General features: G+C 71.9%; 21 protein-coding genes and 2 pseudogenes. 7 read left to right on the forward strand and 16 right to left on the reverse strand.

Annotated features, from left to right (window positions below; translation table 11 throughout):
* Positions 1–41: 41 nt before the first annotated feature.
* The 9 genes and pseudogenes from fxsT to ICC28_RS33420 form a co-directional block, all read right to left on the reverse strand.
* Entirely contained in the window at positions 42–3002 is a 2961-nt protein-coding gene (gene fxsT / locus ICC28_RS33380) for an FxSxx-COOH system tetratricopeptide repeat protein (RefSeq protein ID WP_188292540.1), read from the reverse strand.
* Positions 3003–3062: 60 nt separating this feature from the next.
* Positions 3063–4279 (reverse strand): annotated as a pseudogene (locus ICC28_RS33385) (FxsB family cyclophane-forming radical SAM/SPASM peptide maturase).
* Positions 4276–4428 carry a hypothetical protein gene (locus ICC28_RS33390; RefSeq protein WP_188292541.1) on the reverse strand — a complete coding sequence of 51 codons (153 nt, stop codon included), beginning with the start codon at positions 4426–4428 and terminating at the stop codon, positions 4276–4278. The pseudogene ICC28_RS33385 and the gene ICC28_RS33390 overlap by 4 nt, the downstream one beginning before the upstream one ends.
* A complete protein-coding gene (locus tag ICC28_RS33395; RefSeq protein WP_188292542.1) occupies positions 4425–7658 on the reverse strand; it encodes an SAV_2336 N-terminal domain-related protein in 3234 nt (1077 codons plus the stop codon). The genes ICC28_RS33390 and ICC28_RS33395 overlap by 4 nt, the downstream gene beginning before the upstream one ends.
* A gap of 3 nt (positions 7659–7661) precedes the next feature.
* Positions 7662–8660: an AAA family ATPase gene (locus ICC28_RS33400; RefSeq protein WP_188292543.1), complete on the reverse strand. Its 999-nt coding sequence runs from the start codon at positions 8658–8660 to the stop codon at positions 7662–7664.
* 136 nt (positions 8661–8796) lie between these two features.
* Positions 8797–10755, reverse strand: coding sequence for a trypsin-like peptidase domain-containing protein (locus ICC28_RS33405; RefSeq protein ID WP_188292544.1), 1959 nt, complete (start codon positions 10753–10755; stop codon positions 8797–8799).
* On the reverse strand, positions 10748–11110 hold the full coding sequence (locus ICC28_RS33410) for a CU044_2847 family protein (RefSeq protein WP_188292545.1): 363 nt from the start codon (positions 11108–11110) through the stop codon (positions 10748–10750). The genes ICC28_RS33405 and ICC28_RS33410 overlap by 8 nt, the downstream gene beginning before the upstream one ends.
* Before the next feature lie 363 nt (positions 11111–11473).
* Entirely contained in the window at positions 11474–11653 is a 180-nt protein-coding gene (locus ICC28_RS33415) for a DUF6104 family protein (RefSeq protein ID WP_030049542.1), read from the reverse strand.
* Positions 11654–11704: 51 nt separating this feature from the next.
* On the reverse strand, positions 11705–12538 hold the full coding sequence (locus tag ICC28_RS33420; protein ID WP_188292546.1) for a hypothetical protein: 834 nt from the start codon (positions 12536–12538) through the stop codon (positions 11705–11707).
* A 146-nt stretch (positions 12539–12684) separates the two neighbouring features.
* Here ICC28_RS33420 and ICC28_RS33425 point away from each other — a divergent pair, with 146 nt between their 5' ends.
* Both ICC28_RS33425 and ICC28_RS33430 read left to right on the forward strand, forming a co-directional pair.
* Entirely contained in the window at positions 12685–13629 is a 945-nt protein-coding gene (locus ICC28_RS33425; RefSeq protein ID WP_188292547.1) for a DUF4097 family beta strand repeat-containing protein, read from the forward strand.
* Position 13630: 1 nt separating this feature from the next.
* The gene (locus ICC28_RS33430; RefSeq protein ID WP_188292548.1) at positions 13631–14722 is read left to right on the forward strand and encodes a PadR family transcriptional regulator; all 1092 of its coding nucleotides are present in this window, start codon (positions 13631–13633) and stop codon (positions 14720–14722) included.
* A gap of 94 nt (positions 14723–14816) precedes the next feature.
* On the opposite strand, the gene ICC28_RS33435 is transcribed toward ICC28_RS33430, so the two are convergent.
* The 4 genes from ICC28_RS33435 to ICC28_RS33450 form a co-directional block, all read right to left on the reverse strand.
* A complete protein-coding gene (locus tag ICC28_RS33435) occupies positions 14817–15383 on the reverse strand; it encodes a Clp protease N-terminal domain-containing protein (protein WP_188292549.1) in 567 nt (188 codons plus the stop codon).
* Entirely contained in the window at positions 15383–15592 is a 210-nt protein-coding gene (locus ICC28_RS33440) for a helix-turn-helix domain-containing protein (protein WP_014674937.1), read from the reverse strand. The genes ICC28_RS33435 and ICC28_RS33440 overlap by 1 nt, the downstream gene beginning before the upstream one ends.
* A gap of 109 nt (positions 15593–15701) precedes the next feature.
* Positions 15702–16664: a zinc-binding dehydrogenase gene (locus ICC28_RS33445; RefSeq protein WP_188292550.1), complete on the reverse strand. Its 963-nt coding sequence runs from the start codon at positions 16662–16664 to the stop codon at positions 15702–15704.
* 440 nt (positions 16665–17104) lie between these two features.
* Complete coding sequence (locus ICC28_RS33450; protein ID WP_188292551.1) at positions 17105–18328, reverse strand: NADP-dependent malic enzyme; 1224 nt, start codon at positions 18326–18328, stop codon at positions 17105–17107.
* A 596-nt stretch (positions 18329–18924) separates the two neighbouring features.
* Between ICC28_RS33450 and ICC28_RS33455 the strand changes: the two genes are divergently transcribed.
* From ICC28_RS33455 to ICC28_RS33465, 3 genes are read left to right on the forward strand one after another with little or no spacing between them, the layout of a single operon-like run.
* On the forward strand, positions 18925–19884 hold the full coding sequence (locus ICC28_RS33455) for an ABC transporter substrate-binding protein (RefSeq protein ID WP_188292552.1): 960 nt from the start codon (positions 18925–18927) through the stop codon (positions 19882–19884).
* A 31-nt stretch (positions 19885–19915) separates the two neighbouring features.
* Complete coding sequence (locus ICC28_RS33460; RefSeq protein WP_188292553.1) at positions 19916–20881, forward strand: amino acid ABC transporter permease; 966 nt, start codon at positions 19916–19918, stop codon at positions 20879–20881.
* Positions 20878–21639 (forward strand): amino acid ABC transporter ATP-binding protein, encoded by a 762-nt coding sequence (locus tag ICC28_RS33465; protein ID WP_317454147.1) that lies wholly within the window; start codon positions 20878–20880, stop codon positions 21637–21639. Before ICC28_RS33460 ends, ICC28_RS33465 begins: the two co-directional genes overlap by 4 nt.
* Before the next feature lie 69 nt (positions 21640–21708).
* On the opposite strand, the gene ICC28_RS33470 is transcribed toward ICC28_RS33465, so the two are convergent.
* The gene (locus ICC28_RS33470; protein ID WP_188292554.1) at positions 21709–22467 is read right to left on the reverse strand and encodes a class I SAM-dependent methyltransferase; all 759 of its coding nucleotides are present in this window, start codon (positions 22465–22467) and stop codon (positions 21709–21711) included.
* 100 nt (positions 22468–22567) lie between these two features.
* On the opposite strand from ICC28_RS33470, the gene ICC28_RS33475 reads away from it, so the two are divergent.
* The gene (locus tag ICC28_RS33475) at positions 22568–23197 is read left to right on the forward strand and encodes a CGNR zinc finger domain-containing protein (protein WP_188292555.1); all 630 of its coding nucleotides are present in this window, start codon (positions 22568–22570) and stop codon (positions 23195–23197) included.
* Here the strand turns inward: ICC28_RS33475 and sodX are convergent.
* A complete protein-coding gene (gene sodX, locus ICC28_RS33480; RefSeq protein WP_188292559.1) occupies positions 23101–23535 on the reverse strand; it encodes a nickel-type superoxide dismutase maturation protease in 435 nt (144 codons plus the stop codon). The genes ICC28_RS33475 and sodX overlap by 97 nt on opposite strands.
* Before the next feature lie 145 nt (positions 23536–23680).
* On the opposite strand from sodX, the gene sodN reads away from it, so the two are divergent.
* Positions 23681–24076, forward strand: coding sequence for a superoxide dismutase, Ni (gene sodN, locus ICC28_RS33485; protein WP_007491258.1), 396 nt, complete (start codon positions 23681–23683; stop codon positions 24074–24076).
* A 7-nt stretch (positions 24077–24083) separates the two neighbouring features.
* On the opposite strand, the pseudogene ICC28_RS33490 reads toward sodN, so the two are convergent.
* Positions 24084–24569 (reverse strand): annotated as a pseudogene (locus tag ICC28_RS33490) (tyrosine-type recombinase/integrase); the annotation flags it as partial.
* Positions 24570–24683 lie beyond the last annotated feature (114 nt).

Below are 24683 nucleotides of genomic sequence, written 5' to 3' on the forward strand. Positions count from 1 at the left end.
GGGCCCGGTCCCCGTTGGGGGCCGGGCCCTTCGGCGTGCGGTCAGATGGGCTGGGGCTCGAAGTCCCAGTAGGGCCGGTGCCGTTCCAGGATGCGGCGGGTGTGGGGGTGGTCGGCGCCGAGGAGGGAGGTGAGGCGGGCGACCGCGTCCTGGTGCAGGGTCTCGGCCTCCTCCCGTTCCCCCAGTTCGGCCAGGTCCAGCGCCAGGCCGGCCCGCAGGCTGATGGTGAGGAGGTGCCCGTCGCCCAGGGCCCGCGCGGAGCGGTCGGCTGTCTCCCGGCCCAGCGTCGCCGCCGCCTCCCTCTCGCCCTCGGCGGCCAGCGCGGCGATCTCGTTCTTGGCGCAGCCGATCGTCCACGGGTGGTTCCGGCCGACCGCGCGCCGCATCTGCCGCACGGTCCACCGGGACAGCTCCAGCGCGGCCCGCGTCTCCCCCAGGTCCCGCATGACGGTGGCGACGTTGTCCCGCGCGCCGATCGCGTACGGGTGGCGGTCGCCGAGCTGGGCGGCGTAGTGGGTGGCCGTGGCCTCGGCCAGGTCCCGCGCCTCCTCGGTGCGGTCCAGGTCGCGCAGGAGCATCGCGTAGTCGCAGGAGACCATCAGCGTCTCGGGGTGCAGCGGGCCGCGGCGGCGGATCAGCTTCTCGCGGACGCTGCGCAGCAGGGCGTGCGCGAACTGCAGGTCCCCGACGCGGCGGGCGCACAGGGCGAGGTTGTGCTCGGCGAGCAGGGTCTGGCTGTGGGTGCGGTCCAGGACCTGGCTGTGGACGCGGGAGTTGTGGCCCTGGATGACCAGCGCCTCGCGGTAGTTGCCGAGCAGGCGCAGCATCCAGGCGGTGCGCAGCGCGGAGTTGAGGGTGAGCGGGTCGCGTCCGCCGAGGACGTCCACGCGGGCCTCGAAGACCTTGCGGTGCAGGGCGAGCGACTCGGTGTAATGGCCCTGGAGGCCGACGGCGACGGCGAGGTTGCTGCGGATGGCGAGGGTGCGCGGCACCTGCTCGGCGCCGAGTTCGGCGACGGCGGTCGCGGCGGCCTCCTCGAACAGGGCGCGGGCCTCGGCGTACCGGCCGAGCGCCATGAGGGTGCCGCCGAGGCCGTCGCGGGCGCGGATGACCTCGATCGGGCGTACCGAGTCGGCACGTTCGAGACGGGCCAGGATGTCGCGGCCGACGGTCTCGGCGTCCTCGTACCGGCCGAGTCGGCGCAGCATGTTGGCGAGTTGGTGGACGGCGACGAGCACCGAGCGGTCGGTGCCGCCGGAGGTGGCCCGCCAGTGGTCGACGGTCTTGCGGCTGAGTTCCCAGCCCTCCAGGTACTCGCCGCGCATCCGCAGGTATTCGATGCAGTTCAGGACGAGTTCGCGGACGTCGTCGTCGGTGGACTCCAGGGCGCGGGAGGGTTCCAGGTGCGGGATGAGCGCCGCGTAGCGGGCCCAGTTGCCGGGCGAGGAGGAGTCGCGCGGGTCGGCGGAGACGAGGACCTTGCGGGCGGCGGCGGAGTAGCGCTCGGCGTCGGCGGGCGACTGGATGGACCGTACGAAGCGGTGGAAGAGCCGGTGCATGCGCAGGGTGCCGACGGTCTGGGCGTCCATGCGCGGGCCGGGCTCGTACTCGATGCGCATGGAGGTGATCTCGGAGAGTCTGCGCAGGGCGGTGTTCCAGCTGCTGGGCTCGGCGCTCAGCTCGGCCAGCTCGGGCGGCAGATCGCCGTGCCGGGCGGTCTGCAGCAGTCGTACGGGGACCACGTCGTGGGAGAAGCACACCAGCAGGTTGAGCAGTTGCCAGGCCGACTCGGAGCCCTCGCGCAGGGTGTTGAGGAGCTTCGCCCAGGCGACCTCGAAGCTCTCCCGGTACTGGCCGGAGGGCATGACGCCGAAGCGGTCGGGCCGTCCCTCGCGGATGTCGCGGATGTAGGCGTCGACCGGGGCGGCCGGGTTGATGTCGAGCCAGGCGGCGGTCTGGTCGAGCAGCAGGGGGACGTCCTCCACGGCCTCGGCGAGGCGGGCGGCCTGGGCGTCGCTGAGGCGTGCCGTGCGGCGCTCGACGAAGGCGACGCTCTCCCGGCGCTCGAAGGCCGGTACGGCGATGTTCTCGGCGTGGGCGCCCCACTCGCTGCGGTGGGTGGTGACCAGGAGGTGGCCGCGTCCCTCGGGCACGAGGTCGAGCACCCGCTCGGGGTCGCCGGCGCCGTCCAGGACGAGCAGCCAGGGCCGGGCGGTGCTGTCGAGTTCCCGGCGTACGGCGGTGATGGTGGCCGCGAGATCACCGGCGTCCGGCAGGTCGAGGGCGGGCGCGAGCTCGGCGAACTGCTGGCGGGCGGTGACGCGTTGGGCGGCGTTGACCCACCAGACGATGTCGTACTCGCCGGCGAAGCGGTGGACGTATTCCAGGGCCAGTTGGGACTTGCCGATGCCGCCGGGACCCTGCAGGGCGACGGCGGCGCCGTCGGATCCGGCGGCGGAGAGGGCGCCGTAGACCTTCTCCAGGAGTTCGGTGCGGCCGATGAAGCGGCGGTTGCGGCGCGGGACCTGCCAGACGTCCGGCGGGTCGTCGGGGAAGCGGGGGCCCCGGCGCAGGTCGATCAGGGTGCCGGGGGCGGGTATGCCGGCGCACTCCAGGACGCGGCTGGACGCCACCTCGGGTCTCAGGCCGCGCAGTTCGACGGGGGCGAGGGCGATGACGGCCTCGGGCAGGGGGCGGGCGGTGATGCTCACGGCGGCCATGCGGTCCCCGTAGACCGGGAGCACCTGCCGCAGCGCCTCGGCCCAGGCCTCGAACCACTCGTCGCCCAGCCGCTCGTGCCAGTCGTCGATCACGAGCAGGAAGCGGCCCGGCGCGCTCAGCAGGTTGGCGAACACCTCGGGTGTCGGCGGCTGCCGCAGGGGGTTCCACCGCACCAGCGTGGTGCTCCGTCCCGCGGCCCGGATCTGGTGGTCGATCCACTTGGCCCAGGACTCGCTCTGCCCGGCGAAAACCACCGTGACGTGTCCGAGTTCCGCCGCCATCTAGCCGTTCCCCTTCGACTGAACCTGGTCACGAGTGTGCACAGGCTATTCGATTGTGCGTCAAATCGACTTGGGAGAGGCCGAGTTGCGCATGGTTTTGGTCATTCGGCGGGCGATGTGCCGGATGAGCCGTTCGAGGTCGGCGCAGTAGACGCTGGGGTGCCGGAACCCGGTGCCAGGAGCGTACCGGTGCACATAGTTGCCGCCGCCGCACACTTTCCCCACCGGGCAGCCCCTGCACTCCTCGGCCAGCGCCCGCTCCCCCAACTGCCTGGCCGCGATGCCGGGATGGCGCAGGGCGTCGTCGAAGGAGTCCCGGTACACGTCGAGACCGGTCCCGGAAGCTCCCGCGTACGCCGACCGCAGCGCGTCGACCTGCTCGATGGCACCGTCCGTCTCCACGACGACGGCGGCCAGCGGCGAGACACCCACGGCCGGCTCGCGGTGCCGAGGAGGAGGGCGGCGATCTCCTGGAACAGCCGTATCCGCGTCGGCACTCGGGGCGCGTCCCACCAGGCGTCGAAGACGTCGGCGAGCCAGTCGCCGTAAGGGGTGGGGGCGGGCCGGTGCCGTCCGGGGGTCCGCCCGCCCCAGTTGGCGTGCGGCAGGAGGAAGTCGACGCCGGGCGGGCACAGTGCGAGGAGCGAGCGGTAGACGTCCAGCGGGTCCGCGGCGAGGTCGATCGTGCAGAGGATTCCCGCGTACGAGTCCGGCCGCGCGGCCAGCCGCCGCGCCGCCGCACGGGCGGCCGGCCAGGCGGGGCGGCCTGCGTGGTCGACGCGGCGGGCGTTGTGCGCGGCCCGGCCGCCGTCGAGGCTGAGGCCGACGCGGATGCCCGCGGCGCGGAGGCGGTCGAGCGTGTCGGGGGTGAGGCGGGTGCCGTTGGTCTGCACGGTGGCGGTGACCTCGCAGCCGGCGGCGTCGGGAGCGCCCTGGCGTACGGCCTCGCGTACGGCGTCCCGCACGGCCTCGGTGTAGGCGAGGACGGGACCGGGGCCGGTGAGGAGGGGTTCCCCGCCGTGGAGTTCGATGCGGACGGCGTCGAGGCGGTGGGCGCGGACGTGCTCGGCGATGCGCTCTGCCGTGCGGCGCATGGTGGCTGCGGAGGTGCTCGCCGGGCGGTCGCGCCAGCCGTGGTCGGGGCCCTGGTACAGATAGCAGTAGGTGCAGTCGAGGTTGCACCGGCCGTGCACCTTCAGCACGAACTGCCGGAACGGGACGGGTTCGTGGGCGCGGGTGTCCAGGGTGGCGTACGGCCATGCCGGGTGGGTTGTCACGGCGCGTCCTCGTAGTGTGCGACGACGGTGGACTCCCCTTCGCGGGAACGGAGTTCGGCGAGGATCGCGGCCAATACCGGGTGGTCGGTGTGGTCGGGCGGTGCCAGCTCCGGGAGGGGTATGCGGGTGTCGTCGGCGGGGAGGGTCACTCGTCGGCCGTTTCCAGGGGCAGGCGGTCGATGTGCGTCCGGATGCGGCGGGCGCGGTCGCGGTTCTTCGTCAGGCCGAGGGCACGGACGTAGTCGCCGCGGGCCGTCCTCGGCCTGCCCTGCCGTGCCCGCGCCTGACCACGGCCGGTGAGCGCCGAGGCCGCCAGCTCGGGGTCGTCGGCCTCCTCGGCGTACTCGACGGCCCTGTTGAAGAAGTCGATCGCCGTGTGCAGGTGCGTGATCGCTCCCGTGCGCTCGAACAGCAACACGGCAGCGGTTCCGCGGCTCTCCCAGCACTGCGCGAGGAACGCCGGATCGTCGGCGGAGCCGCGCACGGCCTCGGCGAACAGCCAGCTGGCCTCGTACAGGTCGGTCAGGACGTCGCTCAGGCGGTAGCGGCTCTCGTAGGCGTCTCCCAGGTGCCGGCGGCGCCGGCCGAGCCGGGGGTCGTCCGGCAGGGACGCGTCCACCGCCTGGCGCAGGTACTCGATGCTCCCGGAGATGTCGTCGGGATTCCTGTGCAGGCTGAACCGGCGGTGGAGGGCCCGGCCGAGCTGGGTCAGCACCTCCGGCCGCCGGGGGTCGTCCTCGTCCAGCAGTTGGACGGCCTCGCCCCATGCGCCGACGGCACGGTCCAGCCGGGTCAGGTCGTCGGGCATGGAGCGGCGGTCCCCATGGCTCTGTGCGACCCGCAGCAGGCTTTCGAGCCGGAGTTCCGGGTCGTCGCCGGCCGCCCGGAGCGCCTGGTCCACCGCGTGCGTCGCCAGGTGCTCGTCGCTGTGGGCCTGCGGGATCTCGGCGGCGGACGCCACGTCCAGCCAGATCCGGCAGCGCTCGGCGTCCGGCAGCGCGGTCTCGTCACGAACCGCGTGCATGAGGTCGTCGACGGCGTTCGCGGCGGCTGCCCGCGCGGGCTCCTCGTCGTAGTGACGGGCCAGATCCAGCCACAGCCGCCCGCATACGGCCAGGCCCTGCGCGGAAGGTGCCAGGCCGAGCCATGCCTCGGCCGCCGCGACGGCCCGCTCCAGGTGGCCGACGTACCAGGACCGGGTGTCGTTCCCCCGGCGCGGCCCCAGCTCCCCCACGGCCCGCCGTACGAACGCCAGCGCCTCCGCGGCGGCCGTGCGCTCCGCGTCCCCGGCGGCCGTGTCCTCCAGCGCCGCGGTGAGGCTCAGGTCGGCCAGGTACAGCAGCACGTGCAGGGCGCGCTCGGTGGACCCCCGCTTCCGCCGCGCCCACACCCGAAGGCTTTCCGGGATGCCGTCGAAGTCGATCCCCGCAGCGCGCACCTCCTGCGCCTGCGCCCAGCTCACGCCGCCGAGGACGAGTCGCCCGCGCGCGGAGAAGACGCCCTGGACAACCTCCCACGCCTCCCCGAGGTCGTCCCCGACGCGCCGCACCCGCCAGCGGGTGAGCAGCGCGTCGGCCAGCTCCTCGCTCGCCGTGTTCCCTTCCCAGTCCGACCGCGCGGACGCCAGCGCCTGCTGAAAGTACCCGACGGCGGCGTCGAGTTCCCGCGCAAGCCCTTCCCCGTGGAACCGCGCGAGGGCCCGTCGCCCCAGCTCCAGCAGTTCCGCCGCCGTGTGCCCGGTGCCCACCGCCACCGGTGCCGGCAGCCGCGCCCCCAGGTCCCGCAGCACCTCGGCCGAGACCTCGGCGAAGGCCCGCAGCCCGGCCGGTTCCCGCTCCCCCGGCGCGGTCCGAGCGTCCGGCGGCACGGCGCCCCGCAGGAACGCCCCGGCCAGCGCGGGGAAGTTCCGCGCGCTGCGTCCGAACTTCCGTTCCACGTACTCGGAGCAGTGCTTGAACAGCAGTTCCACGTCGTCGACGGTCAGCCGGGAGCGCAGCTCGGTGGCCACGCCGGGCAGGAAGTCGTAGCGCACGGCGCGTGGGTCGTCCGCGTCCTCCCGGCGGCGCAGCAGCCCGCTGAGCAGGACCTCGGACAGGACGTCGGGCCCGCTCCCGGCGAGCATGGCGTGCTGGACGAGCTGCATCACCGGCAGGTACAGCGGCACCGCCGACAGGTAGACCGCCAGCCGGCGCGCGTCGGAGGACGCCGGGCGCCAGAACACGTTGACGCGCTCGGCCGCCGTGCGTTCCTCGGCAGCGCGCACCGGCGCCCCGGACACGGGGTGGTCCGCCCGTACCCATCCGGCCGCCGCCGCCAGCGACTGGCCCGTGGCGCCGGACACCAGCCGCGCCCAGCCCTCCACCGACTCCCGGCGCAGCGCCAGCACGGGCACCGGCAGCGCCCCGGCCTGCGCCCGCCCCCGGTCGGGCCGGAAGGTGAGCGTCCCGGCGGGCCCTTCCTGCCGGTGCAGCAGTCCGCGCCGGGCGGGCAGATGGGTGCGCAGCCACATGCGCTGCGGCAGCGGCTGTACGACGGCCACGGGCGCCGTCGTGGCCCAGCGGTGCAGCAGCCGCTGCACCCGGCCGCTGCGCCACATGGGCCCCGCGCAGTCGCTGAGGACCAGGGTGACGCGCCGCCCGGTCGGATCGCTGAGCTGCTCGGGCGCGGACAGGACGGCACCCGGGTCGGGGACGGCGGCGAAGCCGGGCCGGCCGCCGGGCGACTCGTGCAGATAGCGCACCTGTACCTCGCGGAAGGCTCCGGCGCGGGCGCAGACCTGACGCAGCTCGTCGAGGGCCTGCTGCCATACGACGGTGGAGGTGGAGACGTCCATGAGAAGCAGCAGGCGGGCCTCGCGGCGCCGGTCGGTGCGCAGGACGGGCAGGACGAGTCCGGACTCGGCGGCGCGTTGGGCGGTGGCGTGCTCGTCGAGGGTGCGCGGTACGGGCCGTACCGGCGCGCGGTACCGCTGGAGGGGCCGTAACCCGCGTTGCAGGGCGAGGGGTTCGGGCAGGGCGGGCGCGGCCGGGACGCGGACCGGGGTCATCCCGGTGTCGGTACCGTCGCCGCCCGGGCCGGGCGCGAACAGCCGTGCGCTGTCGGGTGGTTGCGGTGCGGGCTGGTCGGCGGGCAGGCGCGGGGTGCGCGGCGGGCCGACCGGTGTCGTGCCGCTGCCGGGAGACGGTTCGTCGTCGGGGGGCGGTGGTGTGCCGGTCGGGCCGGACCGCCGTGCCGGTGCCGGCAGCCACTGGGCCAGCCACAGCGCGTCCGCGAGTTCCTCGACCCCGGGTGCGAGGCCCGCGTCCCGCATACGGGCGACCAGCGCCGTGAGCACGGTGCTCACGTCGCCGGTCGGGATGCCGGGAGCGCGGGAGGACATCGGTTACCGCGGCCCCCGGTCGAGGGGCTGCATCAGCAGCTCGGAGATCTCCTCGCGGCGCCGGCCGGACTCCCGGGCGGTGTGCTGGGCGAGGAAGATGGCGTTCAGCAGCTGGTCGGTCGGGCGCAGCGCGCCGTCCGTCTCGGCCTGCACGAACTGGTCGACGAGGTCGTGGTTGTCGTCGTAGGAGCCGGGGCCGAAGTGTGCCTGGACGAGGGCGGCGAGGCGTTCGTCGCGCGGGGCCTTGAGGTCGAGCGGGATGCAGCGGCGCAGCAGCGCGGCCGGGAACTCGCGCTCGCGGTTGCTGGTCATGACCACGAAGGGGAAGGCGCGGCACCGGACTTGCCCCTCCGTCACGGTGACCCGGCGACCGTCGTCGGTGAGGACCCGGACCTCGGGGGTGCGGTCGGCGATGCGCTTGAGCTCGGGGATGGTGAACCGGCCCTCCTCCAGGACGTTGAGGAGGTCGTTGGGCAGGTCGATGTCGCTCTTGTCGAGTTCGTCGATGAGCAGCACGCGGGGCTTGTCGGCGGCGAGCAGCGCGGTGCCGAGCGGGCCGAGCTTGATGTACCGGCCGATGTCCTGGGACGCGGCCTCGCCGGGCAGTTGGGCGTCCTGGAGGCGGCCGATGGCGTCGTAGCTGTAGAGGCCGTCGCGCAGCTCGCTGCGGCTGACGATCGGCCACTCCAGGACACGGCCGAGATCGAGCTCGTAGGCGACGGAGTGGGCCAGCGTGGACTTGCCGACGCCGGGTTCGCCGGTGACGAGCAGGGGGCGCCTCAAGTACAGGGCGGCGTTGACGAGTTCCAGGGCGTCGGGGTCCTGGACGGGCAGCGGGACGGTGCGCGCGCCGAGCCTGCGGTGGGTGGAGGAGTCGAGCTCCGGCACCTGGTAGTCGACGGGCGGGGCATCGAACGCCCGCCAGGGGGGCGGCTCGGGCAGCTGGTCGATCCTGTCCGGATCCGGACGTCCGATGCCCTGATAGATGAACCACTCGCTCATGAGGTGCTCCTCGTCGACGGTCGGTGGTGGTCCACGGCCTGGCCGACGGGGGCGTCGTGCGCCCGCAACGGGCCCCTGGGAACATACCCGGAACGGCCTTGGCACACAGGCGGTTTCGGCCAGTGGCCTGTCGCGGTCACAGGGGCGCGTCCACGGGTTCGGTCTCCTCGCCGGGCAGGGGCCGGCGAGGATCGTCGAACAGGAGGGCGAGGGGTTCGGCCCAGTCGCTGTCGGCGCGCTGCTCGCTGATGTCCTGCCGTACGTGCCGCAGCCGGTCGGGGAGTTCGTCCAGCGAGCCGAGCGTTTCGAGGAACTTCTCCACGCGCGCGTGGAGCGTGTCGCACTCCGGCAGGCAGCCCCGCTCGGGATGGCTGCCGATGTACCACAGCGCCACGCCGTGGCCGCCGGCCAGGGCGTGGTTCATGGCGACGCGCCCGATGCCCTGTCCGGCGGGGCGGCACATCATGGGAATCCGGTCGCGCTCGGCCCGGCGGTAGCCGGTGCCGTCCACGGCGCCGGACGGGGGCATGCGCCAGCCCTGGAAGCGGCGTCCGGCCGTCATGCCGTGCCAGCGTTCCGTCCAGAGATTGTCCGGTTCTCCCCGGCGCTCAAGGGCGCGCAGCACCACACGGCGGCGTGCGCCCAGGTGGCCGGGGTCGTTCAGCTGGGCGATGTCGTCGAACCGCCACCGGTGCACGGCCGTGTCGAAGTGGTCGACGGGCAGGGCGACTTCGAGCGGTACGGGGTGCCCGTGCCGGTCCTTGGACTCCAGCAGCCCGCCCAGCGGGAGGCGCAGCGCCTGGACGAGTTCGTCGGGCCGGTACCCGTGCACCGAGCCGTCCGTCTCGTGCAGCTCGGGCAGACCGTCGCCGTCGTCGTACCAGATCTGCCAGAAGAAGCGGACCGGCCGTGCGCCGATCACCGGGTCGAGCACCAGGGCCACGACGGGGCCCTCGCCGGGGCCGGGATAGGGGATGACGACGCGGTCCGGGCCGTCGTTCCGGGCCGGCGGTTCCAGTCCCTCGGGCAGGGCGGCGTCCTTGACGAGGGCGTGCAGGTGGCGGCGGCCGTCCCGGCGCAGGCGCTGGGCGATCCAGTCGACGAGGGCGGGGCTGCCGGCATCGCGGGTGCGGGCGTGGGCCTCGACGAGGGTGAGATAGCGCAGGAAGGTGAGCGGGTCGAGCGGGGTGCTGCCCTCGTAGAGCAGTCCGTGGCCGTCGCGCCAGGTCCGCAGTTCGGGGGTGCCGCCGACCCACACGGTGCCGCTGCGGGCCTCCTTGGCGATGATGCGGACGGTGGGCTCGTCGGGCGGGGGCGGCAGCGCGGCCAGCAGGGCGAGCGCCGTGCGGCGGTCGCGGGGTGTCCAGACCGCGCCGTGCTCGGCCGGCGGCCCGCCCTGGAGGTCGATCCAGTTGTCGCCGCTCTCCGACATCGGCTCCTGGCCGTGCCAGCGGTCGTGGGCGGCCATGACCGTGCGGTACGTCTCCCCGAACCGGCGCAGTGCGCCGATCGCGACGGCCTTCCCGCCGTCCTTGTCCGTGCGCCGCGACTTGATCAGCCCGACGACCGCTCCCGTCTCCGGGTCGAGCAGCGGACCGCCCGACATGCCGCCGGTGAACTCGACGTCGGGCTTGATGATCAGCCCGTGGGTGTCCTCCTGGCCGTTGACGACGGCGTCGACCATGCGGAAGTGGGCCTCGGGCGGGCCGGGGAAGTAGCCGCAGGCTTTGAGGGCGCCGGAGTTGCGGGCGGCGCGGTCGGTGAGCCAGACGCATTCGTGCGGGTGCTCGTCGGGGTCGCCGGTCAGCCGGACCAGGGCCAGGTCCTCGGCCAGCGGGACCTTGGGGCGGTGCGGGTCGGTGATCAGCCACTCGGCGAGCCGGGCCTCGGCGTCGATGCCCTCGCCACGCACGCGGAACACGGCGTCGCGGTCCGCCGCGAGGTGCCGGCGCAGCACGTGTGCGGCGGTCACCACCCAGCCGGGCGCGACGAAGAAGCCGCTGCCCCACAGGGGGCCGTCCTTGCCGCCGGCGGGGAGCAGATGGACGGTGGCGGCCCGGACGAGTTCGTAGAGGCGTTCGTGGCGCTCACTCATGCGCGGCCGCGCTCCCGTCGCCCTCCCCCGCTGTGGTGCGGTCGAACTGCCAGGTGAGGGTGACCTCCAGGGAGGCCTTGGCCTCGCCCCGGGCGAGCACGGCGACGGCGATGCCCTCCTTGGCGGTCAGTTCCACGCCGAAGGTGATGGTGGCCTCGTGCGGCCGGGCCGCTCGCGCGGCGTCCAGGACGGTGCCGCCGACGCCCTTGATCAGCTCCTGGAGCTGCTCGACCTTGGCGACCGCGGCCTCGGTGAAGCCGACGTCCTCGTGGTCGTCGTAGCCGCCTTCGGCCGCGCCGATCCGGGCGGTGATCACCGTGCCGTCCGGAAGTTCGACATCCTGGATATGGCTCATTCCGCTCCCCCCGCAGAGCAACCGGCCGCCGACGGCGGCTACTTGAACTGCGACGAGGCTAATACCCAGGCTGGTTGCAGGGCTATGCGCTTACGTGCACTCGGCAGTCACCTGGGGCCTGTCCGGCGGATCAGGTCGCAGGAAAGCGGCGGTGACTCATCGATGCCGGTGAGCGGGGCCATGGGGGTCCCCCCGCGCGAGGCTGTTCGAGCGTGGGGGAGCGTGCAGCTGCAAGGCGGAGGAGGGCGTCGACGCGGAGCGTCGGCAACCGACGACAACGCGGCTGGGGTCCCCCCACGCCTTTAGGGCAGTGGGGGAGGGCGCACCAGGCCCCGCGTCTGCGGCATGATCCGCCGGACAGGCCTAGTCGTCGTCCTCGTCGTCGAGACGGGCCAGCCAGGTCGCCAGGCGCTCGACCGGCACCTCGAAGTCGGGGTTGAGATCGACGAACGTCCGCAGCTGCTCGGCGAGCCACTCGAAGGTGACCTCTTCCTCGCCGCGCCGCTTCTCCAGTTCTTCGATGCCACGGTCGGTGAAGTACAACGCATGCTCCTGATGGGGACGGACTACTCCCTCATCAGGGTATGCCGTACGTCAGTCGCGGGGGTGCGCGAGGTCGTACGCCAGCCCCAGGGCGCCGTGCGCCAGCAGCAGGGCCCCGGCCGCGGACCACCCGGCGGCGCGCCGCCGCAGTCCGTAGGCGGTGAGCGGCAGGCCGACGGCCATCTGCGCGGCGGCGAGGGCACGGGACCGCGGGGTGCCGGACCAGGGCAGCCACTGGGCCAGGCGGCCGCCGTCGACGACGTCGAGTTCGGCGCGGACGGTCTGCCGCCAGCCGGCCCACTCGATCTCGCGGGCCTGCGGGCGGGCGCGGGCTACCGCGCTGAGCCGGTCGGCGCTCTCGCCGGGGGCGAGGCCGTCGGGGAGAGCGGCTCCCACGCGCGTGAGGACGGCGAGCAGACCGCGCAGACGGGCGCGGGCGTCGGCCTCGGGATCCGGCTTCGTGAGCGCGTCGAGGGACTCCATGTCGAGGACCGGGTCGAGGCCGAGCCGGGCGGCGAAGGTGCGCATGGCCTCGTCCTCGCCGGCCGGGGTGCCGTTGGCGAGCCAGACGTAGCCGACCGGGCGGCGGAAGCCGGAGGCGAGGGCGTACCCGGAGCGGTCCTCGTCCCACCACAGGGCGAGTACGGGCCAGGGGGCGCCGACGGCCAGGGCGGTGGCCCAGCCGGTCAGGACGCGGTCGACGGGCTCCTCGCCGTGCAGCCAGGGCCGGTCCTCGGAGACGAGGACGCTCCACTCCTCGCCCGCCGGGAGGAGCCGCATGTGCCGGCGGAGCAACTGGGCGGCGAGGGCGACGGAGTCCGGCTCCGCCCGGCACAGGAGCAGGGCACCGGAGGCGGGCACGGCGCGGGGGGATTCCGTCGGCATGGTCACACGCTAGGGCGATACATGCCGTTTGGTCATATTCAGGGCCGATACATCCCCAGAACGAGTGCCTTGACTTTCCTCGCCCGCGATATATCGTGAATGACAGGAGACGCGATATGGCGCGTTGTCACGGGGAGGTTCTCACCATGTCCGAGTGGTCCGTCGCCGAGCCTCGGAAGCTCACGTTCGACGAGCCCGTGCGCGAGCTCCATGTGCGCGTCGTCAATGGAACGGTCAACGTCGTGGGGACGGAGGAGGGTTCCGCCCGCCTGGAGATCTCCGAGATCGAGGGCCCGCCCCTGGTCGTCACCCAGGAGGACGGCATCCTGACGGTGGCCTACGAGGACCTCCCCTGGAAGGGCTTCCTGAAGTGGCTCGACCGCAAGGGCTGGCGGCGCAGCGCCGTGGTCTCGCTGGCGGTGCCGGTCGACACCCGGGTGGAGGTCGGGGTCGTGGGCGCGGCCGCCGTCGTCTCCGGGATCCACGGACCCTCGGTGGTGAAGGGCGTCACCGGCGACACCACGCTCGTCGGGCTCTCCGGCCCGGTCCGCGCCGACACGGTGTCGGGAAACCTGGAGGCCCAGGCCGTCACCGGCGATCTCCGCTTCAACTCCGTCTCCGGCGACCTCACCGTCGTCGAGGGCTCGGGCTCCTCGGTGCGGGCCGACTCGGTCAGCGGCGCCATGATCGTGGACCTCGATCCCGACGGTCCCACCGACATCCGGCTCACCAGCGTCTCCGGCGAGATCGCCATCCGGCTGCCGCAACCGGCCGACGCCGACGTCGAGGCCAACACCGCGAGCGGCACGATCTCCAACGCCTTCGACGGCCTCCGCGTCCACGGCCAGTGGGGTGCCCACAAGATCACCGGGCGCCTCGGCGAGGGCAACGGCAAGCTGCGGGCGACGACGGTGTCCGGATCCATCGCCCTGCTGCACCGGCCCCCTTCCGAGGACGAGCCCTGGGACGAGGGCGACGACCCTGTGGTCGGCGCACCGGGCGACGCGCGGGAGAATGCCGGTTCCGGTGCGGGACCGGCCGCCTCCGACGCCGCCCCGGCCGATGGCACGACCGACAAGAAGGTGCTCTGACATGCCTCCCGTCTTCGCCCACGGCCGCCTGCGCCTGTACCTGCTGAAACTGCTGGACGAGGCCCCGCGCCACGGCTACGAGGTGATCCGCCTCCTCGAGGAGCGCTTCCAGGGCCTCTACGCGCCGTCGGCGGGCACCGTCTACCCGCGCCTGGCCAAGCTGGAGACCGAGGGTCTGGTCACCCACACCACCGAGGGCGGCCGCAAGGTGTACGCCATCACGGACGCCGGCCGGGCCGAACTGGCCGACCGCAGCGGTGAACTGGCCGACCTGGAGCTGGAGATCCGCGAGTCGGTGGCGGAACTCGCCGCCGAGATCCGGGCCGACGTCCGTGGCGCCGCCGGTGACCTGCGGCGCGAGATGCGGGCGGCGGCGGGCGAGGCCCGCCGGACCGGAAGCGGGGAGCGGGACGGCGCCTTCGGCGGTTTCGGCGATGTCGCGGACTTCACCGAGAAGGAGGCGTGGCGTGCCGCCAAGGAGGAGATGCGCCGCGCCAAGCAGGAGTGGAAGGACCAGGCCCGGCGCGCCAAGGACGAGAGCCGGCGGGCCCGTGAGGAGGCCCAGCGGGCCCGGCGCCAGGCCAAGGAGGCACAGGACCGGGCGCGCGCCCAGGCGCAGGAGGAGATGCAGCGCATCGCCCGACGCGTCCAGGACCATGTGCAGGACCACTTCGCGCGGGGCGACTGGCCGACCGGCGTACGCGAGGGCCTGACCGAACTCGCCAAGGAGTTCGGCGAGTTCGGAATGGACTTCGGCAAGGACTGGGCCTTCGGCCGGAGCTCCACCGCCCAGCGACCGGGTCCCGGGCGCACCGAGCGGTCCGGCGCCCCGGAGGACGCAAGCAGGCCGGGCCCCGAGTACTCCGAGACCCCGGAGGACTTCCCCGGCACATACGAGCCCTCCTGGGCGCACGAGGACTCCACCGGCGATCCCGCCCGCGACCTGGAGCGGCTGCTCGACCGCTTCCGGGACGACGTCCGTGACGCGGCCCGGGACCACGGCGTCACGGCCGACCAACTCCGCGACGCGCGCCGTCATCTGTCCACGGCGGCGGCGCACCTCGCGGCACTGCTGCGAGGGCCGAAGGTCTGACAGGGCCGCCGCGGGGGGTGACCTGTTGGCCACCCCCGGCGGTCAGCCCGGCCTTCCACCCACGGCAGTCAGCCCGGCCTTCCTCCCCCGGCGGTCAGCCCGCCTTCCTGCCCTGTCCCTCGCCGTACAGGACCCGGGTCAGCGCCTCGTGGGTCACGCCGTGGTCGGCGAGGACCTCCGCGGGCACGCCCGGCCGGGCGGTGAGGGCGAGCAGCAGATGCTCGTCGCCGATGTGCCGGTCGCCGTGGGCGAGGGCGATCCGCAGCGACTGCTCCAGCGTCTTCTTGGCGCCGCGCCCGAAGGGCGGCCGTCCCGAGCGCCACCCCTTGGCCTTGCGGTCGCCGGACATCGCGCCGACGCCGTGCATCTCCTCGACCCGGGCCACGACCTCCGAGACGTCGATGCCGAGTCCCGCGAGGGCTTCGGCCTCCGCCTGGGACAGCCCGGCCCGCCGCCGTGCGTCGTCCACGGCCCGCCGCACCGACTCCCTGCGCTCCCCGAGCCCGAGCGCGTCCAGCGCAAAGGAGGCCCGAGTGGCCTCACGGTCGAGCACGGCGAGCAGCAGGTGCTCGGCCTCGACGCTCCCCGCCCCCGCCTGCGTCGCGAGCCCGACCGCGTCCGTCACCACGGACCGGGCATCCTTCGTGAACCGCTCGAACATCAATGCCTCCCGTACTTCTTGTGCACGGCCTGCCTGCTCACGCCGAGTTCGGCGGCGATCTCCTGCCACGACCAGCCCTGGTTGCGCGCACTGCGCACCTGCACCGCCTCCAACTGCTCCAGCAGTCGGCGCAGTGCGGCGACGGCACGCAGTCCGACCCGCGGATCGCGGTCGCCCGCCCGCTCGGCGAGATCCGTAGCTTCGCTCATGACGTCAACCTACGTTGACAAGCCCCGGGCGTCAACCCCAGTTGACATCCGGGGCAGGCAAAAGGCGGGCCCGGAGAACCCGAACCCGCCCGTCGGCCTGAAAGGAATGTCAGTTGGTGAGCACGATCTTGCCGAACTGCTCCCCGGACTCCATCCGTTCGAACCCTTCCCGCGCCCGGTCGAGCGGCAGCACCTCGTCGATGACCGGCCGTACGCCGGTGGCGGCGCAGAAGGACAGCAGGTCCTCCAGCTCGTCCTTGGTGCCCATCGTGGAGCCGACGATCCTCAGCTCCAGGAAGAAGATCCGGGTCAGCTCGGCATGCGAGGGGCGGTCGCCACTGGTCGCCCCGGAGATCACGAGCGTACCGCCGGGCCGCAGCGACTTGACCGAGTGCGACCAGGTCGCGGCACCCACGGTCTCGATGACGGCGTCCACCCGCTGCGGCAGCCGCGCACCCGGCTCCAGCGCCTCCACGGCCCCCAGTTCCACGGCACGCTTCCGCTTGGCCTCGTCCCGGCTGGTGGCGAAGACCCGCAGCCCCGCCGCCTTCCCGAGCACGATCGCGGCCGTGGCGACACCGCCGCCGGCACCCTGCACGAGCACGGAATCACCGGGCCGTACGCCGGCGTTGGTGAAGAGCATCCGGTAGGCCGTCAGCCAGGCCGTGGGCAGACAGGCGGCCTCCGCGAAGGACAGTTCCTTCGGCTTGGGCAGCACGTTCCAGGTGGGGACGGCGACCTGCTCGGCGAAGGTCCCCTGATAGCGCTCGGTGAGGATGGACCGGGGCTCCCTGGGGCCGACACCGTGACCGCTCTGGCCGATGACGGAGTGCAGGACGACTTCGTTGCCGTCCTCGTCGACGCCGGCGGCGTCGCAGCCGAGGATCATCGGCAGCTTGTCCTCTGCGAGGCCGACGCCCCGCAGGGACCACAGGTCGTGGTGGTTGAGGGAGGCGGCCCTGACGTTGACGACGCTCCAGCCGGGGCGGGCCTCGGGGGCGGGACGCTCCCCCAGCTCAAGGCCGGTGAGCGGCTGGTCGCGGTCGATTCGGGCGGCGTAGACGGCGAACATGATGTTGACGATAGGGGGCCGGTGCCCCATCCGGTACCGGGCGGCACTGTGAGACACGCCCTCTTGCGCCGGAGGCCGGGCAGGCCCCGCCGGACCACCCGACCGGCCCAACCCCGCGGTAAAGAACCGGCGCAGCCCGCGGGAGAGGAACCGACCAACCCCGGGGCGAAGAACCGGCCCACCCGCCAGAGGGAGGAACCGCCCCAACCCCGGGGAAGGAACCACCCCAGCCCCCGGGGAAGGAACCGCCCCAACCCTCGGCAAAGATCCGCCCCAACCCCCGGGGGCGAAAAACCGGCCCAACCCCTCGCGGGAGGGAGGAACCGCCCCAACCCCGCGGCAAAGAACCGCCCAACCCCGAGGGCGAAGAACCGGCCCACCCCCCCGCACAGAGAAATGACCCCGGCCGGAAACCCGACCGGGGCCACCTCACCCACAGCTCAGCGGCGAGCCACGCCCTCCGCCCGGGCCGCGGCGGCGACGGCCGCCGTCACCGCGGGGGCGACCCGCTCGTCGAACGGCGACGGAATCACGTAGTCCGCGGCGAGGTCGTCACCGACCACCGACGCCAGCGCCTCGGCGGCCGCGATCTTCATGCCCTCCGTGATCCGGGAGGCCCGCACCTGGAGCGCCCCGGCGAAGATGCCCGGGAACGCGAGCACGTTGTTGATCTGGTTCGGGAAGTCCGAACGCCCGGTGGCCACGACCGCCGCGTACTTGTGCGCGACCTCGGGGTGGACCTCGGGGTTCGGGTTGGCCATCGCGAAGACGAAGGCCCCCTTGGCCATGGACGCCACCGCGGCCTCCGGCACCGTGCCGCCGGAGACGCCGATGAAGACGTCGGCCCCGGCCAGGGCGTCCTCCAGGGACCCGGTCAGCCCGGCCTTGTTGGTGAACCCGGCGACCTCGCGCTTGACGTCGGTGAGGTCCGAGCGGTCCGCCGAGACGATGCCCTTGCGGTCGGCGAGCGCGACGTCCCCGATGCCGGCCTCGACCAGCATCCTGGCGATGGCGACACCCGCCGCCCCCGCGCCCGAGATGACGGCCCGCAGCTGCCCGATCTCACGCCCGCTCAGCCGCGCGGCATTGCGCAGCGCGGCCAGCGTCACGACCGCCGTGCCGTGCTGGTCGTCATGGAAGACCGGGATGTCCAGCCGCTCCTGGAGCTTGCGCTCGATCTCGAAGCACCGGGGCGCCGAGATGTCCTCCAGGTTCACGCCGCCGAAGGAGGGCGCGAGCCGCACCACGGTCTCGACGATCTCGTCGACCCCGGTGCAGCTCAGCGCGATCGGGACCGCGTCCACGCCGCCGAACTGCTTGAAGAGGATCGCCTTGCCCTCCATCACCGGGAGGGAGGCCTCGGGCCCGATGTCACCGAGTCCCAGCACGGCCGTACCGTCGGTCACCACCGCGACGACGGACGACTTCCACGTGTAGTCGTGCACCAGCTCGGGCTGCTCGGCGATCGCGCTGCACACCTTCGCGACGCCGGGCGTGTACGCCAGGGACAGGTCGTCCTTGTCCTTGACCGGCACGGTGGCCTGCACAGCCATCTTGCCGCCGCGGTGGAGCGCGAACGCCGGATCGAAGGAATCGAGGGGTTCGGCCCCGCCGTCCTGATCCGTACTGCTCTCGCTGCGAGGATTGACAATCTCCGCTGCCACTTTGTCTGACCCCTTAGATATTCATGGTTGAGGGTGGCCACTCCTGGTTGAGAAGTGGGCGGGCACCGCGCACGGCCCAGGCTGTTGCTGCAAACGGGCCGGTACGCGACGGGCGCGCCGCACACGCGCCCTGAGCCCCGGATGAGGGGTGTAAAGCACCTTCTTACCGGACGACCGGCACCGAGGACGAGTCCAATACGTGCAAGCTCACATGGCGGAACGAAGAACGATCATCGATCACCGGAAATCGGTGACATGAATCATGCGCCGCCGTACGGACAAGTCACCCGAGCCACTTGACGAGCGCGCGAGCGGCGGTCAAGCACCTCTCCGGTGACGCTGCCGAGGTATCCGCATCCTGAGACGGGCCGGAGATCTTCCGGCCGGAGGGGGAGATTCCCGCAGAAGGTGCGGTCGTGATGTACCGACCTGGTGGGGTTCGGGTGTCACCCGTTATCCGATTTTGACATAGCGGTCACCCTGAATGGCTCAGTCCGAATGGCAAGATGCCGTAATCACACGAGGTCGCGACACTCGAAGCCGTGTGCTCTCGTCGACCCATCGGCAACTCCACCCATCCGCCGGAGGAACCCACCATGACCGCAAGCACCATCCGTCGTACGACCGCCAGGCGCTCCCGGCTGGCAGCGGTCGGCTCGATCGCGGTCGCAGGCACTCTGCTGCTCGCCGGCTGCGGCGACCAGACCGACGACAACAGCGACTCGGAGTCGACCGGGCAGGCCAACTCCGCGCCGCTCTTCTCCAAGCTGCCCAAGAAGATCCAGAACGCGGGTGAGATCCAGGTCGGCACCAACGCCGAGTACGCCCCCATGGAGTTCCAGGAGGGCGGCAAGATCGTCGGTGTCGACCCCGACATCGCCGCCGCTCTGGGCGAGAAGCTCGGCGTGGAGTTCAAGTTCACCTCCGGCACCTTCGACACCCTGATCACCTCGCTGAACACAGGCCGCTACGACATCGCGATGTCCTCCATCACGGACAACAAGCAGCGCCAGGAAGGCCTGGACGACAAGGGCAAGAAGCTCGGCCCGGGCGTCGACTTCGTCGACTACTTCATGGCCGGTACGGCCGTCTACGTCCAGAAGGGCAACCCGAAGAACATCAACTCGATCGAGGACCTCTGCGGCCAGACGGCGGCCGTGCAGCGCGGCACGACGTACGAGCAGGCGCTGAAGGACCAGTCCAAGAAGTGCACGGACGCCGGTGACAAGGCGATCAAGATCGAGCCGTACGAGAACGACACCGAGGCCCAGACCCGAGTGAAGTCGGGCGGCGCCGTCGCGGGCGTCAACGACTACCCGGTCGCTGTCGACCTGGCCCGCAAGGCGGATGATGGCAACGCGTTCGAGGTCGTCGGCGAGCAGATCGACGCAGGTCCGTTCGGCATCGCGGTGAACAAGGACAACAAGCAGCTCACCGAGGCGCTGGAAGCGGCCGTCAACGCGATCATCGAGGACGGCACGTACCAGGAGATCCTGGAGAAGTGGGGCGCCGAGACCGGCGCGATCGACAAGGCCGCCATCAACGGCGGCAAGTGACCGTCCCGAGCACCGTTGAAGGGCAGTCACTGTGACTGACAAGTTCGACAAGGAGCCGGCCGACGCCAAGCCGTCGGCCACGGTCTCCAAGGAGGGCGGGAGCCTCCCGCCCGAGGCGATCAAGGCTATCCCGGTGCGCCACTACGGCCGCTGGATCAGTGGTCTGGTCGTGCTGGCCCTGGTGGCCCTGCTGGTCAACGCCTTCGCCAGCGCCGAGAAGATCCAGTGGGACACGGTCGGCGACTACGTGTTCGACGACACCGTCCTCGCCGGCGCCGGCCGCACCCTGCTGATCAGCGTCCTGGCGATGGTCATGGGCGTGATCCTGGGCGTGATCCTTGCCGTGATGCGTCTGTCCAAGAACCCGGTGACGAGCTGGGTGGCCTGGATCTACATCTGGTTCTTCCGCGGTACGCCGGTCTACGTCCAGCTCCTGCTCTGGTTCAACCTGGCGCTGATCTTCCCGACGCTCAATCTCGGTCCGATCTACAAGGACGAGATGGTGCAGGTCATGACCCCCTTCATGGCCGCCCTGCTCGGCCTGGGCCTGAACGAGGCCGCCTACATGGCGGAGATCTGCCGGGCCGGCCTGATGGCCGTCGACGAGGGCCAGACCGAGGCCGCGCACGCGCTCGGCATGAGCCACAACAAGACGCTGCGCCGCATCGTGATCCCGCAGGCGATGCGGGTGATCGTGCCGCCGACCGGCAACGAGTTCATCAACATGCTGAAGACCTCCTCGCTGGTGTACGCGGTGACGTACAACGAACTGCTACGCGCGACCTCCACGATCGGCTCCACGTCGTACGCCGTCATGGAGATGCTCTTCGTGGCGTGTATCTGGTACCTGGTCATGACCAGCGTGTTCAGTGTGTTCCAGTACTACCTGGAGCGTCGTTACGCCCGGGGCTCGACGCGGTATCTGCCGCCGACGCCATGGCAGAAGATCAAGGTCAGCTTGATGGGCTTCAGCCGCGAAAGGGGTGCATCGGCATGACCGCCATGGTGAAGGCCGAGGGCGTCCACAAGGCCTTCGGCGCCGTACAGGTCCTCAAGGGCATCGACCTGGAGGTGAAGAAGGGCGAGGTCTTCTGCCTCATCGGCCCCTCCGGCTCCGGCAAGTCGACCTTCCTGCGGTGCATCAACCACCTGGAGAAGATCAACGGCGGCCGGCTGTACGTCGACGGCGAGCTGGTCGGCTACCGCCAGAAGGGCGACAAGCTGTACGAGCTCAAGGACAGCGAGGTCGCGCTGCAGCGCCGGGACATCGGCATGGTGTTCCAGCGGTTCAACCTGTTCCCGCACATGACGGCCGTGGAGAACGTCATGGAGGCGCCCGTCCAGGTCAAGGGCGTCGGCAGGAGCGCGGCCCGGGAGCGCGCCCGGGAGCTGCTGGAGAAGGTCGGACTCGGCGACAAGGCCGGCAACTACCCCTCGCAGCTCTCCGGCGGCCAGCAGCAGCGCGTGGCCATCGCCCGCGCGCTGGCGATGGACCCGAAGCTGATGCTGTTCGACGAGCCGACCTCGGCCCTCGACCCGGAGCTGGTCGGTGACGTCCTCGACGTCATGCGCGACCTGGCCGAGTCCGGCATGACGATGGTCGTCGTCACCCACGAGATGGGCTTCGCCCGCGAAGTGGGCGACAACCTCGTCTTCATGGACGGCGGCGTCGTGGTCGAGTCCGGCAACCCGCGCGACGTCCTGACGGACCCGCAGCACGAGCGCACGAAGGCATTCCTGTCGAAGGTGCTGTAGGCACACAGCCAGGAAGGGGCGGTACGGGACTCCCGTACCGCCCCTTCGTGCTGTTGGGGGAAGGTGCGCCTACTTCAGGGCCAGCAGGAGGGTGTCCGACGGCGAGCACCACACGGGTCGCGCCTCGGCGAAGCCCTTCTCGCGCAGCACGCGTGCGTGCCAGGCGGCGGACGGGGTGTCGCCGTCGGCGTGCTCGCCGTAGATCTCGAAGCGGCGGGCGGTCGGGGCGGCGAGGACGGGGTCGTTGGCGGCGACCTGCCACCACTCGGCCCAGTCCAGGGCGCCGCCCTGCTTGGCCCGGTCCATGCGCGCGTGGCGCCGGGCGCGCTCGGCCGCGTTGATCCGGGGCGTGGTGTCGTCGATCATGTGGTCCGCGTTCATGAAGACACCGCCGTCGCGGACGAGTTCCGCGATCTGGCCGTAGAGGGCCGCGAGGGGTGCGCTGTGCAGCCAGTGCAGGGCCGTGGCAGTCAGGACGGCGTCGTACGAGTCGTGCGGCAGCTTCGTCCGCCAGTCGGGGTCCGTGAGGTCGGCGGTGACGAGGGTGACCCGCTCGTCGCCCGCGAAGGTGCCCTCGGCGATGGTGAGGAGCGCCGGGTCGAGGTCGACGCCGGTGCTGGTGGCCTCGGGGAAGCGGGCGAGCAGACGGGCCGTGATGGTGCCGGTGCCGCAGGCGAGGTCGAGGACGCGCGGGGCGGGGCCGACGAGGGCCTCCACCATGTCGAGCATGATCCGGAAGCGGTCCTCCCGGTCGGGCATGTACCACTCCTGCTGGCGGTCCCAGCTCTCCTGCCACGCCTGCCAGTCGGTTCCGGTGGTCGTCGTCATGGGAAGCCCCCTCTTCGGCGCCTGCGTAATACCCTGTAAGCACGACCAGGTGTTACCCCGACCGCATCACGACCATAGAACGCCTCCGTAAGGACTACAAGTGGAACTGGCCTATTACTCGGACTACGCCTTGCGCCTCGTCAACAGCGAGGACCCGGCCCGGGGCAAGGACACGCTCACCTCGGTCGAGGCCGTCCGCGACCTGTTCGGCGTCAGCCAGGAAGCGGGCCGCCGCGCCACCGAGGCCGACGTCACCCGCTTCCGCTCGGTCCGCGCCCGGCTGCGGGCCGTCTTCGAGGCCGCCGACGGCGGCGACGAGGCCCTGGCGGTGAACCTGCTGAACTCACTGCTGCTGGAGTTCCCGGTCAGCCCGCAGATCTCCGGGCACGACTTCCGGGACGACGACGGCCGCCCGCTGTGGCACATGCACCTGGCGGACCACCCGTCGAACGCCACCGCCGGCTACGCGGCCATCGCGGCGATGGGCCTGGCGTTCCACCTGACGGAGTACGGCGTGGACCGCCTCGGCCTGTGCGAGGCAGCGCCGTGCCGCAACGCCTACCTCGACACCTCGACCAACCGGTCCCGGCGCTACTGCTCCGACCGCTGCGCCACGCGCGCGAACGTGGCGGCCTACCGCGCCCGCAAACGCCTGGAGGCGGACCGGTCGGAGAAGACCGGCCGGACCGCCGACAGCACCCAGCGCAGCAACGCGAACGGCGAGCGCTGATCCGCCTTGCGCGGCCGGTACCTGAACCGGACCTTGCCCAGCACCAGCTCCTCGGGGACGGTCCCGTAGTCCGTGCTGTCCCCGCCCGCGTACGCGTTGTCCCCGAGCACCCACCAGCCGCCTTCACGCCGCTCCGCGGCCCGCTTCACGACCAGCAGGTCCTGCTGGAACGGATGACGCAGCACCACCACGTCACCCGGCCGGATCCGGGCCCCGTACTGCACCACCAGCCGGTCCCCGTGGTGCAGCGTGGGCACCATCGACGGGCCGGTCACCTCGGCCGGCCCGAAGGGCAGCAACGGCCGCCCGCGCTCGGTCTCCTGCGACAGTTCCGGCATCACCGGCACCTCCCCGGTTCTTTCCTCCACCAGTCTCAGTCTGACCCCGGACTTTTGTCCTAAGCCCATGGGGGCACTCGCGAAAACCCGTCCCGCAGGGAGTAATGTCCCACCTGAGAAGACGATCACGAGGAAGGAACGCTCCATGCTTTCCCGCCTGTTTGCCCCCAAGGTGAAGGTCAGCGCGCACTGCGACCTGCCCTGCGGTGTGTACGACCCTGCCCAGGCCCGCATCGAGGCGGAGTCGGTGAAGGCCGTCCAGGAGAAGATGGCCGCCAACGACGACCCGCACTTCCAGGCCCGCGCCACCGTCATCAAGGAACAGCGCGCCGAGCTCGCCAAGCACCACGTCTCGGTGCTCTGGAGCGACTACTTCAAGCCCCCGCACTTCGAGAAGTACCCGGAGCTGCACCAGCTGGTCAACGACGCCCTCAAGGCCCTCTCGGCCGCCAAGGGTTCGACCGACCCGGCCACCGGCCAGAAGGCGCTGGACTACATCGCCCAGATCGACAAGATCTTCTGGGAGACCAAGAAGGCTTGATCTATGGCTAGGCCGTTTGACCTGCGGTTTCGCGGGTCGCATCGCCTACCTGTCCGCACCCGGTCCGCAGGCCGCCGAGAACGGCGTCCATGACGGTCCGGGTGCGGTCTTCTTCGCCCGGCCAGAGGTGGGCGTAGATCCGCAGCGTGATGACGGCGGACGCGTGGCCGAGGACGAGCTGAACCTGCTTGACGCTCGCCCCGCCGGCGATGAGGGCGGAGGCGTAGAAGTGGCGCAGGTCGTGGGTCACCATGTGCGGCAGCTCGACGGGCTTGCGGCCCTCGCGCTCGGCCGCCTCGTGCTCCGCCGCTTGAAGCGCCCTGCGGGCGCAGTTCCACTCCGTCTTCCAGCGACGGTAGTTGAGCGGCTTGCCCTCCTCCATCGTGAACAGCCACTCCTTGGAGGGGCGTGCGGCGAGGTGCGCGAGGAGCGCGTCGGTGACGACCTCGCCGACCGGGACCGTACGCCGGGACTTTGCGGTCTTAGAACTCCTAACGAAATGAGTGGCGGGGAACGCTAGGCTCGCTGGTCATGAGTCAAAGTGGTTCGCAGGCGGCGGCATTCTTCCGAGACGTTCGCCAGAGCCAAGTCGTCTGGTTTGTCCGGG

The organism is Streptomyces sp. TRM68416 (assembly GCF_014596915.1).
Lineage (GTDB): Bacteria > Actinomycetota > Actinomycetes > Streptomycetales > Streptomycetaceae > Streptomyces.